Source organism: Amycolatopsis anabasis, assembly GCF_009765355.1.
Lineage (GTDB): Bacteria > Actinomycetota > Actinomycetes > Mycobacteriales > Pseudonocardiaceae > Amycolatopsis > Amycolatopsis anabasis.
On record NZ_VTHK01000011.1, the window covers coordinates 169,243 to 187,652 of the forward strand.

7 protein-coding genes are annotated in these 18,410 nt (G+C 71.7%); 2 read left to right on the forward strand and 5 right to left on the reverse strand.

From position 1 onward, the window contains the following. The first annotated feature begins 30 nt into the window (after positions 1 to 30). Positions 31 to 999, forward strand: coding sequence for a hypothetical protein (locus tag FXO23_RS17145; protein ID WP_158885976.1), 969 nt, complete (start codon positions 31 to 33; stop codon positions 997 to 999). Next, the gene (locus tag FXO23_RS17150) at positions 996 to 1,487 is read left to right on the forward strand and encodes an ABA4-like family protein (RefSeq protein WP_158885978.1); all 492 of its coding nucleotides are present in this window, start codon (positions 996 to 998) and stop codon (positions 1,485 to 1,487) included. Before FXO23_RS17145 ends, FXO23_RS17150 begins: the two co-directional genes overlap by 4 nt. On the opposite strand, the gene FXO23_RS17155 is transcribed toward FXO23_RS17150, so the two are convergent. The 5 genes from FXO23_RS17155 to FXO23_RS17175 are packed head-to-tail and all read right to left on the reverse strand — an operon-like array spanning position 1,461 to position 18,407. Beyond that, positions 1,461 to 2,684 carry a cytochrome P450 gene (locus FXO23_RS17155; RefSeq protein ID WP_158885980.1) on the reverse strand — a complete coding sequence of 408 codons (1,224 nt, stop codon included), beginning with the start codon at positions 2,682 to 2,684 and terminating at the stop codon, positions 1,461 to 1,463. The two genes, FXO23_RS17150 and FXO23_RS17155, sit on opposite strands and share 27 nt — an antisense overlap. An 11-nt stretch (positions 2,685 to 2,695) precedes the next feature. Next, positions 2,696 to 3,952 carry an MFS transporter gene (locus tag FXO23_RS17160; protein WP_158885982.1) on the reverse strand — a complete coding sequence of 419 codons (1,257 nt, stop codon included), beginning with the start codon at positions 3,950 to 3,952 and terminating at the stop codon, positions 2,696 to 2,698. A 25-nt stretch (positions 3,953 to 3,977) separates the two neighbouring features. Further along, positions 3,978 to 4,952 carry a TauD/TfdA family dioxygenase gene (locus FXO23_RS17165; protein ID WP_218952070.1) on the reverse strand — a complete coding sequence of 325 codons (975 nt, stop codon included), beginning with the start codon at positions 4,950 to 4,952 and terminating at the stop codon, positions 3,978 to 3,980. A 33-nt stretch (positions 4,953 to 4,985) separates the two neighbouring features. Further along, entirely contained in the window at positions 4,986 to 17,288 is a 12,303-nt protein-coding gene (locus FXO23_RS17170) for a non-ribosomal peptide synthetase (protein ID WP_158885984.1), read from the reverse strand. A gap of 21 nt (positions 17,289 to 17,309) precedes the next feature. Beyond that, complete coding sequence (locus FXO23_RS17175) at positions 17,310 to 18,407, reverse strand: SAM-dependent methyltransferase (RefSeq protein ID WP_158885986.1); 1,098 nt, start codon at positions 18,405 to 18,407, stop codon at positions 17,310 to 17,312. Between the last annotated feature and the right edge of the window lie 3 nt (positions 18,408 to 18,410).

Genomic DNA, 18,410 nt, shown 5'->3' on the forward strand with positions numbered 1-18,410 from the left:
AGCTATCCACTCGGTTCTGGGAGGCACAGCATGCGCAAGGCTCTGGTGCGGGAAGCGTTCACCTGGCACCGGCCGCTGATGGGATTCGCGGCCGCGATGACCGGACTCGGGGCGGTGTCCCTCGGCGGTCTGCTGCTGGACGGACGGGAACTGATCGGCGAGCCGATCTGGGCGAAGTCGGTGAAGTTCTGCATCTCCTTCACGCTCTACGCGATCACCTGGTCCTGGATGTACCACCACCTGCGCCGATGGCGGCGAACGGCGTGGTGGGGCGGCGCGGTGTTCACCGTGGCGGGCGTGGTCGAGATGGCCGTGGTCGTGGTGCAGATCGCGCGCGGCGAACGCAGCCACTTCAACGTCGACACCCCGCTCGACAGCGCGCTGTTCGACGTGATGACGGCGAGCGCGATCGGTCTGCTGATCGGTCACCTCCTGCTCGTTCCCCCGCTGCTCGCCGGGCACCGCGGGGACCGCGCGGTGACGTCCGCGATCCGGGCCGGGGCCGCGCTGTGCGGGCTGGGCATGGCGCTGGGCGTCCTGATGACCGGATCGAACCCCCGGCAGCGCGCGGTGGGCGGACCAGGCGTGGTCGGAGCGCACACGGTGGGCCAGCCCGACGGCGGCCCCGGCATCCCGATCCTCGGCTGGAGCACGGTGGGCGGCGACCTGCGCATCCCGCACTTCATCGGCCTGCACGCGCTCCAAGTCCTGCCGCTGCTGGTGATCGCGCTCAGCGCGGCGGCGACCCGGTGGCCCCGGCTGGCCGACGAGCCGCTGCGCGGACGGCTGGTGCGAATCGCCGCCGCGGGCTACCTCGGCCTCATCGCACTGGTCACCTGGCAGGCGCTGCGCGGCCAGTCCCTCGTCCACCCGGACCCGCTCACCCTCGGCGCCGCCGCCGCACTGCTCGCGGCGGTGCTCGCCGCAGTCACTGCCGCACTACGCCAGGCCAGGGAAACCCTTGACACACCAAGGAAAGGCACGGTCACCACACGATGAGCACGACCACCCTGTTCAACATCACCTTCTACCTAGCGGCCCCGCTCTGGGCGCTGATCATCCTCACCCCGACCTGGCACCTCACCCGCCGGGTGATGCGCAGTCCCTGGGTGACGACCCTGCCGTTGATCGTCTACTGCACCCTCACCCTCCCCCGCCTCGGCGAACTCTGGTCCGTGCTGAGCAGTCCGGACCTGGAAACCCTGCGCGCCTTCGCCGGCACCGACTACGGCGCGGCGACCTTCTGGGCACACCTGATCTCGTTCGACCTGTTCCTCGGACGCTGGATGTACTTCGACTCCCGGCACCGGGGAATCCACCCCCTGATCATGGGACCGCTACTGGCCTGCACCATCCTGCTGTCCCCCTTCGGCCTGCTGCTCTACCTGATCATCCGCCGCTCCCCCGGCCACGACGTGATCACGGCCAACCGGGTCGAGGCGGCGGTCAAGTCTGCGCCCTCATCCGTGAGCCGCCGTTTGCCGTAGGGTGACCGGGAGGCTGCTGAGGCCGACGAGGCAGGTGGAGTAGATCCGGCGGCTGGGACCGCGGGGGTCGATCGCGCCGACGTGGGCGAGCAGGCCTTCGAGCAGGGCCTTCACCTCGACCCGGGCCAGGTAGGCGCCGATGCAGAAGTGCGGCCCGTAGCCGAAGGTCACATGGTTGTTCGGGGTGCGCCCCAGGTCGAAAACGTCCGGTGCGTCGAAGATCTCCTCGTCGCGGTTGGCCGAGACGCTCCACACGGTGACGATCTCCCCCGCCTTGATCGGTTGCCCGTTCAGCTCGAGGTCCTGTTTCGCGGTGCGGCCGAAGTGCATGGCGGGACTGGTCCAGCGCAGGATCTCCTCCACCGCGGTGTCCAGTTCGACCTCGCCGCGGCGGAGGCGTTCCCACTGGGCGGGGTGGTCGAGGAAGGCCTGGACCGCGCCGACCATGGCCAGCCGGGTCGTTTCGTCTCCGCCCAGGATCAGGTTGTAGCAGTTGAGCACGACCTCGTTCGACGGCAGTGGCGCGCCGTCGACCTCCGCGGTGGCCAGCAGGCTGACCACGTCCGCGTGCGGGGTGTCGCGGCGCTGTTCCGCCAGGTCGGCGAAGTACAGCAGCAGGTCGTTCTTGGCCATCCAACCGTCCATCGCGGTGTGGTCGGGATTTTCCGAGCTGATCGTGGACTTGGTCAGCCGCAGGATCTCCGCGCGGTCCTGCCGCGGCACGTCGAGCAGGTCGCAGATGGTGGCCAGCGGGACGTGCGCGGCGACATCCGCGGCGATGTCGCATTCGCCCTTCGCCACCGCCTCGGCGACGAGTTCGTCGGTGACGACGCGCAACCGGTCCACGATCACCTGCAGCGCACGCGGGGTGAACGTCTTGAGCAGGAGTTTGCGGAGTTTCGCGTGGTGCGGTGGATCGGAAACCACCAGCATCTTCCCGCCGGCGGTGTCGGCGCCCAGCAGCAAGGTGTCCAGCACGTTGCCCCGCTCCGAGCTGAAGCGCTTGGTGTCCCGGCAGACCGCGAGGAAGTCGGCGTGCTTGGACAGCACCCAGAACGCGGGACCGCGTTCGGTTTCCGGATGCCGGTAGACCGGCGTCTCGGCGCGCAGGTGCCGCCAGAACTCGGTGAGGTCGGAATCGACGAACGTGTGCGGGTTGGTGAGGTCCACCGCCGCGATCGCCGGTGCCTGGGTCATGGTCTCCATCCTCATTCGGTAGCGGCGCCCGAAAAACGGCGCAGGGTCGGGCTGAACGCGGTCAGCAGGGCGGGCGCCAGCAGCAGGGCGGCGCAGCAGAACAGCGCGCCCCGTCCACCGGCGAATTCCAGGAGCAGGCCGCCCAGCGCCGGGCCGAGCGCGCCGCCGACGCCGTCGAACACGCCCATCGCCCCGGAAAGGCGGCCGCGCAGTTCGTCCGGGGTCAGCAGCAACTGGTAGGTCACGATCGTGGTGTTCGCCAGCGGCGCGAGGAACGCCACCGTGCCGAGGAGCAGGCCGCCGAGGAACACGTTGGTGGTGAACGCGAGCAGCGGGGTGAGCGCGGTCGCCGCCCAGAACACCCCGGCGATCGACACCCGGGGATGCAGGGCGCGGTGCAGCCGCCCGGACACCAGGGCGCCGAGCACCCCGCCGCCGCCGAACATCGCGCTCATCAGCCCGATCTGACCGGCCGGGACGCCGCGCTGCTGCGCGAGCAGGATGAACACGATGTACAGCGCGCCGAACGCCAGGTTCAGCAGTACCGCGCAGGTGGTGATCAACCGGATGACCGGCTGGCGGCCGATCCAGCGCAGGCCCGCGGCGAGGTCCGGCCAGAACCGGCCGACCGTGTGCTCGCGGGGCCGCGCCGGTGCGGTCCGCGCGGGTATCCGGACGAACAGCAGCGCGAGGAACGACAGCGCCTGGACCAGCGCGTTGCCGAGGAACGGGAGCGCGCGGGCGATCCCGAACAGGAGCCCGCCGAGGCCGTTGCCGCCGACCTGCCCGATCGAACCGCGCGCGGCGTTCAGCGCGATCGCGTCGGGCAGCTGCCCGGCGGGCACGACCTGGGGCAGCGCCGCTTCCTCGGCCGGGAAGACGGCCGCGAGCGCGATCCCTTCCACCAGAGCCACCAGCACCACGTGCCAGATCGACCCGAAACCCAGCCACACCGCGACGCCCAGGGTCGCGAACGCGATCGCGCGCGCCCCGCTGCCGAGCACCAGGATCCGCTTGCGGTCCCAGCGGTCGGCGAGCACCCCGGCGGGCAGCCCGGCGGTCATCTGCGCCGCCGCCAGCACGAAACCGACCAGGCTCACCGCGAGCGGGGACCCGGACAGGCTCATCACAAGCAGCGGGTAGGTGAGCACGAACATCTGGCTGCTCAGCTCGGAACCGGTCTGCCCGGCCCACAGCAGGTGGAAATCGCGGTTGCGGGAGAGGGGACGCGCCGCGCCCTCCACCGCATTGGTCACCAAACCGGACACGGCCGCCGTCCTCCTCTCCCGCTCGCTACGCGATCACCCGGGACCGCACGTCGCTCATCGCGTACAGCCGCCGGATGTCGCGGATCAGGTTGAGCCGCTTGAGCCAGCGGTCCTTGCCGTCGTAACGCGGGGAGAACGGCTCGCGCCCGTGCACCACGCGGTAGTTGTCGACGAACACCGCGTCGCCCGGTTCGAGCACGACCCGCTCCACCGCGGCGCCGATCCGCTCCTGCGCCACCCGGATCGCCTCGTCCGCGGTACCGTCCACACCGGACATGAAGTCGATGTCGAACCGCAGGTACGGCCGCTCCTTCGGGCCGAAGAGCACCGGGCCCGCATGGAACTCGCGCCCGGCCAGGCGGTCGGAGTTCACCAGGTCGTTGAGCACCGCGCCGGTGTGCGAATCGTCCGGGTAGAACCGGAACCGGTCCTGCGCGAGCACCTCGCGGGTGTCCTCCGGCAGGTCGAGCGCGCCGATCCGCACGATGGTCGTGCCCACCGCGTCCGGGTTGCGCAGGCAGAACAGCGAGACGTAGTCGCCGCGGCAGGGGTGGTGCACGTCCTCGGTGTGCAGCGACAACGCCGCCTTGCTGCTGGCGCTGGTCAGCGATTCCTCCATCCCCGGCGCCGGGCACACGTCGTGCACCACCCGGCCGTCCTGCTGGGTGGCCCAGCAGAACGGGTCGCCGAGCACCGAACCGCACAGCAGGAGCACGAGTTCCTCGCGGCGCCCGGCCCCGGTCTTGGCGGCCATGTCCCAGCCGGTGGGCGTGGGCACCAGATCGGGGTCGACCGGCAGCCCGGACACCACGATCACGTCGGCCTCGGCGCCCCGCGCGTTCACCAGGAACTGCCGCAACCGCAACGGCAAGCGCGCGGCGATCGTGGTCGCCTCGTCGACGAAACGCAGCGGGTCCCAGTCTTCGAGGCTCGTCAGCACCTCCTCGGCGAGGCTGGCGATCTCCGCGGACTCGGTCTCGGTCAGGACGATTCTTTCCACGCTGTTACCCCATTTCTCTTCTCGTGACTTGGATCAGCGCCGGGAGTCCGCCTCGCGGACGATCTCGCGCAGGGCCTCGGCGACCTCCTCGGCCAGCCGCCGGACGGTCGCCTCCTCATGCACCCGGTCCGAATAGATCCAGGTGAGTTCCAGTTCGCCGCCTCCGACGCCGCCCACGACGTCGATCAGGTGGGTCCGCGCCTGCGCCGGCGCCTGGTCGTCGCCGACCGCGGGCAGTTGCGCGCGGAAGATGCCCTCGTCGTCGAGCACGCCGTCCCACTGACCGAGGTAGTTGAAACTCAGCTGCGCGGTCGCCTGCCCGGTCAGCACGCGGCCGGGTGCGTCCGGCGGTGTCAGGTAGCGCAGCGCGCCGTAGCCGAGTCCCTTGCCGGGCACCGCGCGCAGATCCGCCCGCACCGAACGGGCCAGCGCGCGCCAGTCGCGGCTGTCCCCGCCCACCCGCAGCGCGACCGGGTAGATCGTGGTGAACCAGCCGACCGTGCGGGAGGTGTCCACGTCGTCGAAGACGTCCTCCCGGCCATGGCCCTCGAGGTCCACCACCACGGTGTCCCGTCCGGTCCAGGCGGCGAGCGGCCGGGCGAGCGCGGCGAGCAGCACGTCGTTGATCTGGGTGCGGAACCGGCCCGGGACCTTGCGCAACAGCACCGAGGTCTCCCCGGCGGACAGCCGCACCGACACCGAGCGCGCCGAACCGACCGTGTTCTCCCCGTCCCGGTCCACCGGCAGCGCGGCCTTCCCGGCGAGTTCACCGACGGTGAGCCAGTGCCCGATCTCCTCGTCCAGCGCTCCGCTCGCGACGTGCGCGGCGAGCCGGGCGGCCCAGGTGGTGTACGCGGTGGTCTTCACCCCGAGGTCGATCGGGAGGCCCCCGGCGGCCTGCCGGTAGGCGATGTCCAGGTCTTCCAGCAGGATTCGCCAGGACACCCCGTCCACCACGGCGTGGTGCGCCACGAGCAGCAGCCGCGCGGGCCCCGCACCGGGTTCGACGAACACCGCGCGGACCAGCGGCCCGTGCGCCAGGCTGAGCCCGGACTGCGCCGACCGCGCCCGCTCCTCGATGTCCACAGTGGATGGCACCACTTCGAATCCGGCCGGGGCCTCGGGCACGACGCGTTGCCACCCGTCCCCGTCGAAGCGGCTCCGCAGGGCGTCGTGCTGGGTGACGACCGCGTCCAGCGCGGTCCGAACCGTTTCCGGTCGCACGCCTTCGGCCAGTTCCAGCAGCAGCGACATGGTGAAGTGATCCGGGGCGACCGGGTGTTCGGCGAAGAACCAGTGCTGCACCGGGGTGAGCGGCCCGGACTCGCGGCCCTGCTCCCCCGCGTCGCCCGCCGCGCGGACCCGGGTCGCGAGTTCGGCCACCGTCTGGTGCGTGAAGATGTCCTTTGTGGACACATGGTGCCCGGCCCGGCGCAGCCGGGAGACCACCTGGATGGACAGGATCGAATCGCCGCCCAGTTCGAAGAAGTTGTCGTGCACCCCGACTTCGGCCACCCCGAGCACCTGCGCCCAGACCTGCGCCACCGCCGCCTCGACCACGTTGCCGGGCGCCTGGCGTTCCGGGGCCGTCCGCTCGGGTTCCGGCGGGGCGGACAGGGCACGCCGGTCGACCTTCCCGCTCGGGGTGAGCGGGAACCTCTCCAGCGTCACGAACGCCGCGGGCACCATGTAGTCGGGCAGCGCGCCGGAGAGGAATCCGCGCAGCGCGGCCGAATCCGGGTTCGCCCCGGTCCGGGGCACCAGGTAGGCGACCAGCCGCGCGCCCCCGGCGTCGCGGACCGCGAGCACCGCGGTCTCGGCCACCTCCGGGTGCCGGGACAGCGCGGCCTCCACCTCGCCGAGCTCGATCCGGAAACCCCGGATCTTCACCTGGTCGTCGGCGCGTCCCAGGTATTCGAGCCGGCCGTCGGGCAGGTATCGGGCCAGGTCGCCGGTGCGGTACAACCGGTCCCCCGCCTCGAACGGGCTGTCGGTGAAGCGCTGCCCGGTCAGCTCCGGCCGGTTGAGGTAACCCCGGGCCACCCCGGCGCCGCCGATGTACAGCTCACCGGCGACCCCGACCGGCACCAGCTGGCGGTCGGCGTCGAGCAGGTAGGCGCGGTACCCGGGCAGCGGGCGGCCCAGGCACACCCGGCCCTCGGCCTCGATCGACGCGCGATCCAGTTCCTGGCGCGTGACGTGCACGGTGGTCTCGGTGATCCCGTACATGTTCACCAGCCGCACGCCTTCGCCGTACCGCTCGAACCAGGTGCGCAGGTGCCCGGGCTCCAGCGCCTCACCGCCGAAGATCACCAGCCGCAGCGCTTCCGGCGCCGGGAGCCCGGCTTCGGCGGCGAGCAGCACCAGGCCGCGGAAACCGGACGGGATCTGGTTCAGCACGGTGACGCCCTCGTCGCCGAGCAGCCGCCACAGCGCTTCGGGGCGGCGGGCGGTCTCCCGGGGCACGATCACCACACGGCCGCCGGAACTCAACGCGCCCCACAGTTCCCACACCGAGAAGTCGAAGGCGTAGGAGTGGAACATCGTCCACACGTCGTCCGGGCCGAAGCCGAAGTCCGCCCGGGTGGCCAGCAGCAGGTTCGCCACGTTCCGGTGTTCGACTCCGACGCCCTTGGGCTTCCCGGTCGACCCCGAGGTGTAGATGACATAGGCCAGGTGTTCCGGCCGCACCGAAACCTCGGGCGCGGCCGGGGACCGCCGGGCGAGTTCGTCCGCCTCGGCGTCCAGGCACAGCAGCTCGGCGCCGGTCTCCGGCAGCCGGTCACGCAGCTCCGACCGGGTGAGCACCACCGGCGCGCCGGAGTCGGCCAGCATGAAGCCGAGCCGGTCGGCCGGATACGCCGGGTCGAGCGGAACGTATCCGCCGCCCGCCTTGAGCACCGCCAGCAGGGCGACCACGAGGTCGAGGCCGCGTTCCAGGGCGACCCCGACCGGCACGTCCGGGCCGACGCCCCGCTCGATCAGCAGGTGCGCCAGCCGGTTGGCGCGAGTGTCGAGTTCGCGGTAGCCGATCCCGGTGCCGTCGCAGGAAACGGCGATCTTCCCGGGAGTCTCCGCGGCCGCCTCGGCGACCAGTTCGTGCACGCGGCGGTCCGCGCCGGTCGCGGCGCCGGTGTCGTTCCACGCGCCGGTCAGCGCGCGACGCTCGGCCTCGGTGACCATCGGCACCTCGGCCAGCGGCCGCCGCGGATCGGCGGTGAGCGCGTCGAACAGCACCAGCAGGTGCTCGGCCATCCGCGCGACGGTCCGTGCGTCGAACAGGTCCGTGTTGTATTCGATGGCGCCGAGCAGGGCGCCCTCGCGTTCGGTGAACTCCACCGAGAGGTCGAAGATCGCCAGCGCGGTGGGCAGCGCGAACTCCTCGATGGTCAGCTCGTCCAGCGGCACCCGGGTGTCCGGCGTGTTCTGCAAGACGACCAGCGCCTGCACCAGCGGGGTCCGGCTGGGATCGCGGACCGGCTGCAGGAGTTCCACCAGGCGCTCGAACGGCACATCCGCGTGGGCGAAGGCCTCGACCGCGGTGTCCCGCACACCCGCCAGCAGTTCCGCGAACCCCGCCGATGTGTCCACTGTGGACCGCAACACCAGGGTGTTGACGAAGAACCCGGCCAGCCGCTCCAGTTCGACCCGGTCCCGCCCGGAGGTCACCGTGCCCACCGCGATGTCCCGCTGCCCGGAGTACCGGGCGAACAGCAGTTGCGTCGCCGCGAGCAGGGTCATGAACAGGGTCGCGTCGGCGGACCGGCCGACCTCCTTGAGCCGGGTGACCAACTCGGCGGGCACGGTGAAGGGGTGCACCGCGCCCGCCGAGGTCTTCACCGGCGGACGCGGCCGGTCGGTGGGCAGTTCCAGCGGCTCCAGCCCGGCCAGGCGCTCCTGCCAGTAGCCGAGGTGCTCGCCGCCCGGATCGCGGTCGCGCTGCCACACCGCGAAGTCGGCGTAGGAGATCGGCAGTGGAGGGAGGTCGGCGGCCTCGCCGCGGATCCCGGCGGCGTACAGCGTCGCGAGGTCTTCGGTGAGCACACCCATCGACCAGCCGTCGGTGATGATGTGGTGCAGGCTCAGCACCAGCAGGTGCTCGGTCTCCGCGCGCCGGACGAGCAGCACCCGGATCAGCGGGCCGGTGCCGAGATCGAACGGGGTGCGCACCTCCTGGGCGAGGACGGCGCGCACCTCGTCCTCCGGCGCGCCGGACAGCTCGGTCACGCGCACCGGCACCTCGGCGGTCTCGTGCACCCGCTGCACCCCGTGCCCGTCCACCGCGTGGAACGTCGTGCGCAGCGACTCGTGCCGGGCGACCAGGGCGCGCACCGCGTCCTGGAGCACCTCGAGGTCGAGCGTGCCGGTCAGCCGCAGCCCCGCGCAGGTGTTGTATTCGGGACTGCCCGAGGAGAACTCGTCCAGGAACCACAGCCGCTGCTGCGCGAAGGACAGCGGCAGGTCACCGCCGCGGGGCGCCGCGGGAATGGCCGCGTCCGCGCCGCGCTCCGCCGGGAGGCTCGCCGCGAGCCGGGCGATGGTGCGACGGCTGAACAGGGCGCGCGGGGAGAGGTCCGCGCCCAGGCGCGCCCGCATCCGGGAGATGACCTGGATGGACAGCACCGAATCGCCGCCCAGTTCGAAGAAGTCGTCGTGCACGCCGATCCGTTCGATCCCGAGCACCTCGGCCCAGATCTCGGCCAACTCTCGTTCGGCGCCGGTGCGCGGCGGTACGTGCTCGGCGCCGGTGACCGGGTGTCCCTCCGGCGCGGGCAGCGCCCGGCGGTCGACCTTTCCGTTGGGCGTCAACGGAAGCGCGTCGAGTTCGGTGAAGATCGCCGGGATCAGGTAGTCCGCCAGCGATCGCCCGAGGAAGTCGCGCAGTTCGGTCGCGGTGGGCGCCGTTTCGTCCGCGGGCACGAAGTAGGCCACCAGGCGGCGGGGGCCGCCGTCGCCGCGTGCGGTCACGGCCGCGTCCCGGATCCCCGGATGCCGGGTGAGCGCCGCCTCGACCTCGCCGAGTTCGACGCGGTGGCCGCGGATCTTCACCTGGTCGTCGGCTCGGCCCAGGAAGTCCAGGGTGCCATCGCCCAGGAACCGGACCCGGTCCCCGGTGCGATAAAGCCGTTCACCGTGGGCAGTCACGAACCGCTGCTCGGTGAGTTCCGGCCGGTTGAGGTAACCCCGGGCGACGGTGTCGCCGCCGAGGAACAGTTCCCCGGGCACGCCTGCCGGAACGGGATTCAGCGCGGCGTCGAGAACGTGCACGCGCACCCCGGCCAGCGGCCGCCCGATCGGCACCAACGCCCGGCCCGCCAAGGTTTCCGGTGTCGGCCGGAACAGGCACGAGTCGATGGCCGCCTCGGTGACGCCGTAGGAGTTGACCAGGATCGCGTCCGGCGCGAGCACCGACCGCAACCGCAGGCAGTCCCGCGCACGCCAGGCCTCGGACCCGATGGACAACAGTTCGAGCCGTTCGAACCCGCTGCCCCGGCGCGAAATCTCGTCCAGCACCGCGTTGGCCAGGGTCGGCACGAGTTCCAGCGCGGTGGCCCCGGTGCGGTCCAGTTCGTCCAGCAGCCGCGGCGGATCGGCGACGATGTCGGCCGGGCAGACGATCAGCGTGCCGCCGAAGCACAGCGCGCGCAGCAGGTCGCCGTGGAAGACGTCGAAGGAGACGCTGGCCACCGAGAAGTGCCGCGGCTTGCGCGCCGCCAACCGGTAGGCGTGGTCCCAGCCCATCGCCACCGCATACAGGTTGCGGTGCTCGACCATGACCCCCTTGGGCTTTCCGGTCGAGCCCGAGGTGTAGATGACGTAGGCCAGATCCCCGGGCCGGACCCCGGTTTCCGGCGGGGTGGACGGCCACCGGCCGAGGTCGGCGGCGTCCACCCGGATCGTGTCCCCGGTGAACCGCTCAGCGAGGCCGGTTTCGGTGATCACCACCGCGGGCGCGGCGTCGGCCACCATGAATTCCAGCCGTTCGGCCGGATATCCGGGATCGAGCGGGACGTAGGCGCCCCCGGCCTTGAGGACCGCGAGGAAGGCGACCACCACGTCGATCCCGCGCGGCAGGCAGATCGCGGCGAGCGCCCCGGGACGCACGCCGCGTTCGGCCAGCAGGTGTGCGAGCCGGTTCGCGCGGGCGTCGAGTTCGGCGTAGGTCAGGGTTTCCGCACCGCACACCAGCGCGGTGTCCCCGGGCGCGGCGGAGACGTGGTCGGCGAAGAGTTCGTGCACGCAGCGCGCGGGCGGGAACGGGGACGGCTCGCCCCGCCAGGACCCCAGGAGCCGCCGGTCCGCGGCGGTCGTCATCGGCACCGCGTCCAGCCGCCGCGCGGGATCGTCCGGGAAACCGGCGAGCAGCGCCTCGAACTGCCCGGCCATCCGCCGGACGGTGTCCTCGTCGAACAGCTCGCGGTCGTAGGCCAGGTCGAAGGCGAAGCGCCGCAACGGGTACGCGCTCAGGGTGAGCGGGTAGGTGGTGTCGTCCAGGGCCGCCACCGGCGTCACCGCCAGCCCGTGCGGGGCGCGGTCGCCGTCGAACGGGAAGTTCTCGAACACCACCAGGCTGTCGAACAGGCTCGTCCCGGCGGGCAGCTCGCTCCAGCCCCGCAGCCGGTTCAGCGCGACGTGCTCGAACTGCCGGGATTCGACCTGCGCGGCCTGCAAGTCGGCCAGCCAGCTCCCCAGGTCCCGCTCACCGTCCACGGCCACCCGCACCGGGATGGTGTTGATGAAGATGCCGGTGATGTCGTCCACCCCGGGCAGATCGGCGGGCCGCCCGGAGACGGTGGCCCCGAACAGCACATCCGATTCCCCGGAATACGCGGCGAGCAGCCGCGCCCACGCGCCCTGGACCACCGCGTTGAGCGTCAACCGGTTCCGCCGGGCCAGGTCGTACAGCCGTTCGGTGTCCCGTTCGGACAGTTCGATCCGGACGGTCCCGCCGGTGCGCGTGGTGTGCGCCTCCCGCGGCGCGCGGTCGAACGGCAACGGGGTGGGCGTGTCGAACCCGGCGAGCACGCGCCGCCAGTGCCGTTCGGCCTCGGCCGGATCCTGCTCGCCCAGCCACGCCAGGTAGTCGGCGAAGGGCCGCCGCGCGGGCGGCGTGCTCGCCACTCCGTCCCGGATCGCCGCGTATTCGTCGAACACCTCGTTCAGCACCTGCGCGTTGCTCCAGCCGTCGAGCAGGATGTGGTGCGAGGTGCGGACCAGCCAGACCTCGGTGTCGGAGATCCGGATGATCGCCAGCCGCAGCAGCGGGGCCTGGGCGAGGTCGAGCCCGGCCGCGCGATCGGCATCGAGCAGGCGGCGCAGTTCGATCTGGCGGGCGGCCTCCGAAAGCCGCCGCCAGTCGTGCCGCGCCACCGGAACCTCGACCGCGCGATGCACCGCCTGCAGGGGCTGCGGCACCCCCTGCCAGACGAACGCGGTGCGCAGGATCGGCGTGCGCGCCACCACCCGACGCCAGGCCGTGGCCAGCGCCTCCGGATCGGTCACGCCGTCGATCGCGAGGGTGAGCTGGTCGAAGTACGCGTCCTGCTCGCCGTCGACCAGGCTGTGGAAGAGCATGCCCTGCTGCATGGGGGTGAGCGGGTACAGGTCCTCCAGGCCCCGGCCGCCGCCCAGCGCGGTGTCCAGCGCGTGTTGGTCTACTTCGGACAGTGGGAAGTCGGACGGGGTGGCGCCGCCGGCCTCGGCACCCGTGCAGTGGGCCACGATCTCGCGCAGCGCGTCGAGCAGTTGCCCGGCAAGGCCGCGCACGGTGTCCGAGGTGAACACGTTCTCCGAGAAGAACCAGGTGAAGACCAGTTCGCCGCCATCGGCGATGCCCACCACGTCGATCAGGTACGGGCGGTCCTCTTCGGCGCCCAGATCCCGGCCGAGGTCGCCGAAGGTCGCGCGGCGGTAGAGCCCGGCCGAGGCGGCCGACGCGTCCCACTGCCCGTGGTAGTTGAAACTGATCCGCGGCAAGGGATCCGCGTGCATCTCGCGGGCCCGGGTACCTTCCTTGCCGAGATACCGCAGGGCGTCGTAGCCGAGGCCGCGGCCGGGCAGGGCGCGCAGTTGCTCCTTGACCGAGCGGATCACCTCGCCCCAGCCGCCCTCGGGCAGGTCCAGTGCGCACGGGAAGTGGGTGGTGAACCAGCCGACCGTGCGGGAGAGGTCGACGTCGTCCAGGATCTCCTCGCGTCCGTGGCCCTCCATGCCGAGCAGCACCCGGCGCGCGCCGGTCCACCGCGCGAGCACCGAACCCATGGCGCTGATCAGCACGTCGTTGACCTGGGTCCGGTACACGCCCGGTACGCGGTGCAGCAGCGCGTCGGTCTCTTCGGCGCCGAGCCGGACGGTGATCTCGGTGCCCGATCCGGCGGTGTTCGGGCCGTCGCCGTCCACCGGCACCGCGGGCGCGGGTTCGGTGAAGACGGCGGACCAGTAGTCCAGTTCGGCATCCAGCCCGCCACCGGCGACGTACTCCGCGAGTTTCGCCGCCCAGTCGGTGAAGGCGGTGCTCTTCGCGCCCAGGTCGACCGGGCGGCCGGTGCGTGCCTGGTGGTAGGCGGTCTCCAGGTCCTCCAGCAGGATCCGCCAGGACACCCCGTCGACCACGAGGTGGTGGACCACGAGGAACAGCCGGTCCGGTTCCCCGTCGCCGAGGGTGAACAGCACCGCCCGGAACAGCTTGCCGGCGCCCAGGTTCATCCCGGACTGCGCCGCGAGCGCGGCCTTCTCCAGTTCGGCGCGCCGCGCCGAACCGTCCACAGCGGACAGATCGTGGCGGGAGAACACTTCGGCGATCCCGGCCGGTGCGATGTCCTGGCGCAGTTCGCCGCCGACCTTGCGGAACCGGGTGCGCAAGGCGTCGTGGTGTTCGGCGAGCGCGGTGACCGCGGCGTGCAGGGCAGCCACGTCCACGTCGTCTTCGAGGTGCAGCGACACCGACATGGTGTAGTGGTGCGGCACGGCGGTATGCGTTTCGAAGAACCACTTCTGCACCGGGGTGAGCGGCGCGGACCCGGTCACCGGGGCGGGTTCGGGCGTCGCGGCGGCCTTGGCCGGTCGCTTCACCGAGCGGACCGCGGTGGCCAGCCCGGCGATAGTCTGGTGGACGAAGAGGTCCTTGGCCACCAGTTTCCACCCCGCGCGGCGGGCCCGGGACACGACCTGGATGCTCAGGATCGAATCCCCGCCCAGTTCGAAGAAGTTGTCCTCGACGCCGACCCGTTCGACGCGCAGCACCTCGGCCCAGATCCGCGCCAGTTCCTCCTCGATTGGCGTGCGCGGCGCGACGTAGGCGGCTCCGGTGTCCGGCTGGGCGTCCGGATCGGGCAGGTTGCGGCGGTCGACCTTGCCGTTCGGGGTCAGCGGCAGTTCGTCCAGGGTCACGAAGGCCGCGGGCACCATGTAGTCCGGGAGCCGGGCCTCCAGGAACTCCCGCAGCTCGGCGGTCGCCGGGCGTGCCGCGCCGGGCACGACATACCCGACCAGCCGCGGCCGACCGAGGTCGTCGTCCCGGGCGACCACCGCGGCGTCGGCCAGGTCCGGGTGGGCGGCGAGCACGGCCTCGACCTCGCCGGGTTCGATCCGGAAGCCCCGGATCTTCACCTGGTCGTCGACCCGGCCGAGGAACTCCAGGTTGCCGTCCGGGAGCAGCCGCACCCGGTCGCCGGTGCGGTACAGGCGCCCACCCGGGACGAAGGGATCGGGGAGAAACCGCTGGGTGGTCAGTTCGGGGCGGTTCCAGTAGCCGCGGCCGACCCCACCGCCGCCGATGAGGAGTTCGCCCGCGACCCCGACCGGGACCGGCCGGAGCGCGCCGTCGACCACGTACACCCGGGTGTTCGGCAGCGGCCGTCCGATCGGCACGAACGGCGTCCGCGGCAGGTCATCGAGGTCCACTTCGGACACCGCGAAGATGGTGGAGTCCACGGTGACCTCGGTCGAGCCGTAGGCGTTGACCACCAGGCTGCCGGGGCCGAGCCGGTCGAGCAGTCGCGCGCAGTCCTCGGCCCGCCAGCCCTCCGAGCCGACCGACACCAGCGCCAGATCCGGCAGCCGGTTACCGCGTTCGGCGAGTTCGGCGGCGAGTGCGTTCGCCAGGGTCGGCACCAGTTCGATGCCGGTGCCGCCGGTGCGCTCGATCTCGGCGATCAGCGCCGGCGGGTCGGTGACCACCTCCGGCGCGGCGATGATCAGCGTGCCGCCGAAGAAGGCGGACCGCAGCAGATCGGAGAAGAACAGGTCGACGGCGAGGGTGGTGACCGAGACGAACCGGAGTTTCTTCTCCGCCAGCCGGTACCGCAGGTCCCAGGCGGCCGCGATGTAGCCGAGCTGGCGGTGCTCGATCATCACCCCCTTCGGCGTGCCCGAGGAGCCGGAGGTGTAGATGACGTAGGCCAGATCCTCCGGCCCGGTCGCGGTCGCCGGTGGCGTGCCGGGGTGGGCCGAGAGCCCCGGCCAGGCCTCGTCCAGGCAGATCACGTCGGCGTTGTGGGCCGGAAGTTTGTCCACTGAGGACCGTTGGGTCAGCAGTACCTTGGCGGCCGAGTCGGTGAGCATGAACTCGAGACGATCTGCCGGATAGCCGGGGTCGAGCGGCACGTAGGCGCCGCCCGCCTTCAGCACCCCGAGCAGGCCGGTCACCATGTCGAGGCCGCGCTCCACGCACAAGCCGACCAGCACGTCCGGGCCGACCCCGCGGTCGGCCAGCTCGTGCGCGAGCTGGTTCGCCCGGCGGTCCAGTTCGGCGAAGGTGAGACTCTGGTCCTGGTACACCACGGCGATGGCGCCCGGGGTTTCCCGGACCCGCCGCTCGAAGAGGTCGTGGATGCGCTCGGGTTCCGGATAGGACCGGGTGGTGTCGTTCCAGTCGTGCAGCAGGCGCTGACGTTCGGTTTCGGTGAGCCACGGCAGCTCGGCCAGGGGCCGGGCGGGCCGTTCGGCGATCCCGCCGAGCAGCACCAGCAGGTGCCCGGTCATCCGCTCGATCGTCGCGGCGTCGAACAGGTCGGTGTTGTACTCCAGCGCGCCGATCAGCACGCCGTCGCGGTCCTGGAACTCGAGGCTGACGTCGAAAGTAGCCGCGGTCCGGGGCAGGCTGTGCTCCTCGACCCGCAGGCCGGGCAGTTCCAGCGGATGCCCGCCCGCGCTCCGGTAGGCGACCAGCGCCTGGAACAGCGGGGTGCGGCTGGGATCGCGTTCCGGTTGCAGCGCCTCGACCAGCCGGTCGAACGGGACCTCGTCGTGCGCGAGCGCGTCCAGCACGGTCGCCTTGACCTCGGCGAGGAGGTCGGTGAAGGCCCGGTCCCCGTCGAGGTGCGAGCGCACCACCACGGTGTTGGTGAAGAACCCGACCGTCCCGCTCAGCTCGGGACGGTTGCGGGCCGCGGTCACCGTGCCGAGCGCGATGTCGTCCTGGCCGGAGTAGCGGGAGAACAGCACCTGGCACGCGGCCAGCAGGATCATGAACAGGGTGGTCCCGTGCTCCCGGCCGAGCGCGGTGAGCCGTTCGGTGACCTCGGCGGGCACGGTGAACTCGTGCAGCGCGCCCGCCTGGGTGCGCACCGGCGGGCGCGGGCGGTCGGTGGGCAGGTCCAGCGGGGTGATCCCGGCGAGTTGCCCCTTCCAGTATTCGACCTGGTCGTCCAGGGCCGCGCCGGAGAGCCGGTTCCGTTGCCAGACCGCGTAATCCGGGTACTGCACCTCGGGTTCGGGAACCCGCGAAGGCGCACCGCGCAGGGCGGCGGCGTAGTCCCGGCCCAGTTCGTCGCACAGCACGTCCAGCGACCAGCCGTCGATCACGATGTGGTGGAAACCGAGGACGAGCAGGTGGTCGCCGGCGGCGAACCGGACCAGCCGCGCCCGGAACAGCGGCGATCGGCGCAGGTCGAACGGCTGGTTGAACTCGGTGAGCACCCGGTCCAGTTCGGACGATCGGCTCGCCGCGTCCACATGCGACAAGTCGGCCACCGGCAGCTCGAGGTCGTAGGGCGGGTGCACGATCTGCACCCCCGCGCCGTCCTCGGTGTCGAACGTGGTGCGCAGCGCCTCGTGCCGCCGCACCAGGCCGCGCAGCGCGGTCACCAGCGCGGCGCGGTCGAGGTCGCCGGTCAGCCGCACCGCGAACCCGCTGTTGTACTCGACTCCCCCGGGTTCGAGCTCGTTGAGGAACCACAGGCGCTGTTGCGCGAAGGACAGCGGCAGCGGGCCGGTCCGCTCGGCCCGGGCGATCCGCTCCCGGGACTCCGCTCGGCCGGACAGCCGCCCCGCCAGGCGCTCCCGAAGATGTGCCGGGAGCGCCGCGATCCGGTCCGCACGCGACGAGGTGTCCACTGTGTCCACTCCTTACAGGGCTTACGAGACGGGAAAGAGCTGCTGGTAGATCGGGCGCCCGCGAAACGCCGTGGGCCGGTACTCGGTCCGGAACTCGCCGAAGGCAGGTCCGTGGGCGGTGCGCAGGCTCGCGGCCACCGAATAGTCGGGATGCACGCCGTCGTCGCCGGGTTTGTGCCGGACGGCCAGCCGCAGGGTGTCTCCCACGTCCACCGGATGCGGCTCGTCGAACAGCGGCAGGTAGACCGGCATCCAGTTGGTGCGCATGGTCAGCGAGTCGATCGGCGCGCGATCGGGCAGGCACCACAGCCGGATCCACAGCAGCAGGCCGTCCACCCGGCCGCGGCGCGCGACGGTGAGCGTGGCCGAGCCCTCCCCCTCGGTCCTCAGGTCACCGTTGAACTCCAGGTCCTCGACCGGTGCGTGATCGGACACCAGGGCCTCCGGCCCGACGTTGGCGACGCCGAGCAGCACGTCGAACGGGCCTCCGTGGACCCGGAACGCCTGGCCCAGCAGGTTCAGCGACTCGGCGAAGAATCCGGCGCCACCCGGGAAGATGTCGGCGAAACAGGTGGCCGCGGCATAGGTCACGCACCGGTGCGGGACGAACACCGCGTCCGGGGTGGTCAGCCGCCGCCGGGCGTCGGCGAGGATCGCGGCGGCGCCCTCGGCGCCACCGATGTCGCCGATGATCTCGGACACGCACACCTCGACCGGCCGGGGCAGGCTGATCTCCGAGGACCAGCCACGCAGCAGGGTGATGTCGTCCAGCCAGCCGTTCTCGGCGGCCTGTTCGGCCGCGAGTTCGTAGGTTTCCGGCATGCCCTCGACCGCGGTCACCGAGTCCGCGCCGAAACCGACCGATTCCAGCGCCCAGTTGAGGTCGCGGCCGGTGCCGATGTCCAGGACGGACCGTCCGGGCACGACGAGTTCCAGCGCGTCGCGGTACGCCTCGTTGCGCACCTCGTCCATCGACATGAAGTCGTAGAGCAGTTCGTCGTAGCACGGGTACATGCCCACCGACGGCCACAGCTGGGGCCGTTTCCCGTCCCACGGCGAGGAATCGACGAGCACGTCGACCGCCTGCCCGGCGACCTCGATCCGGTCCTTCTCCACCACGTT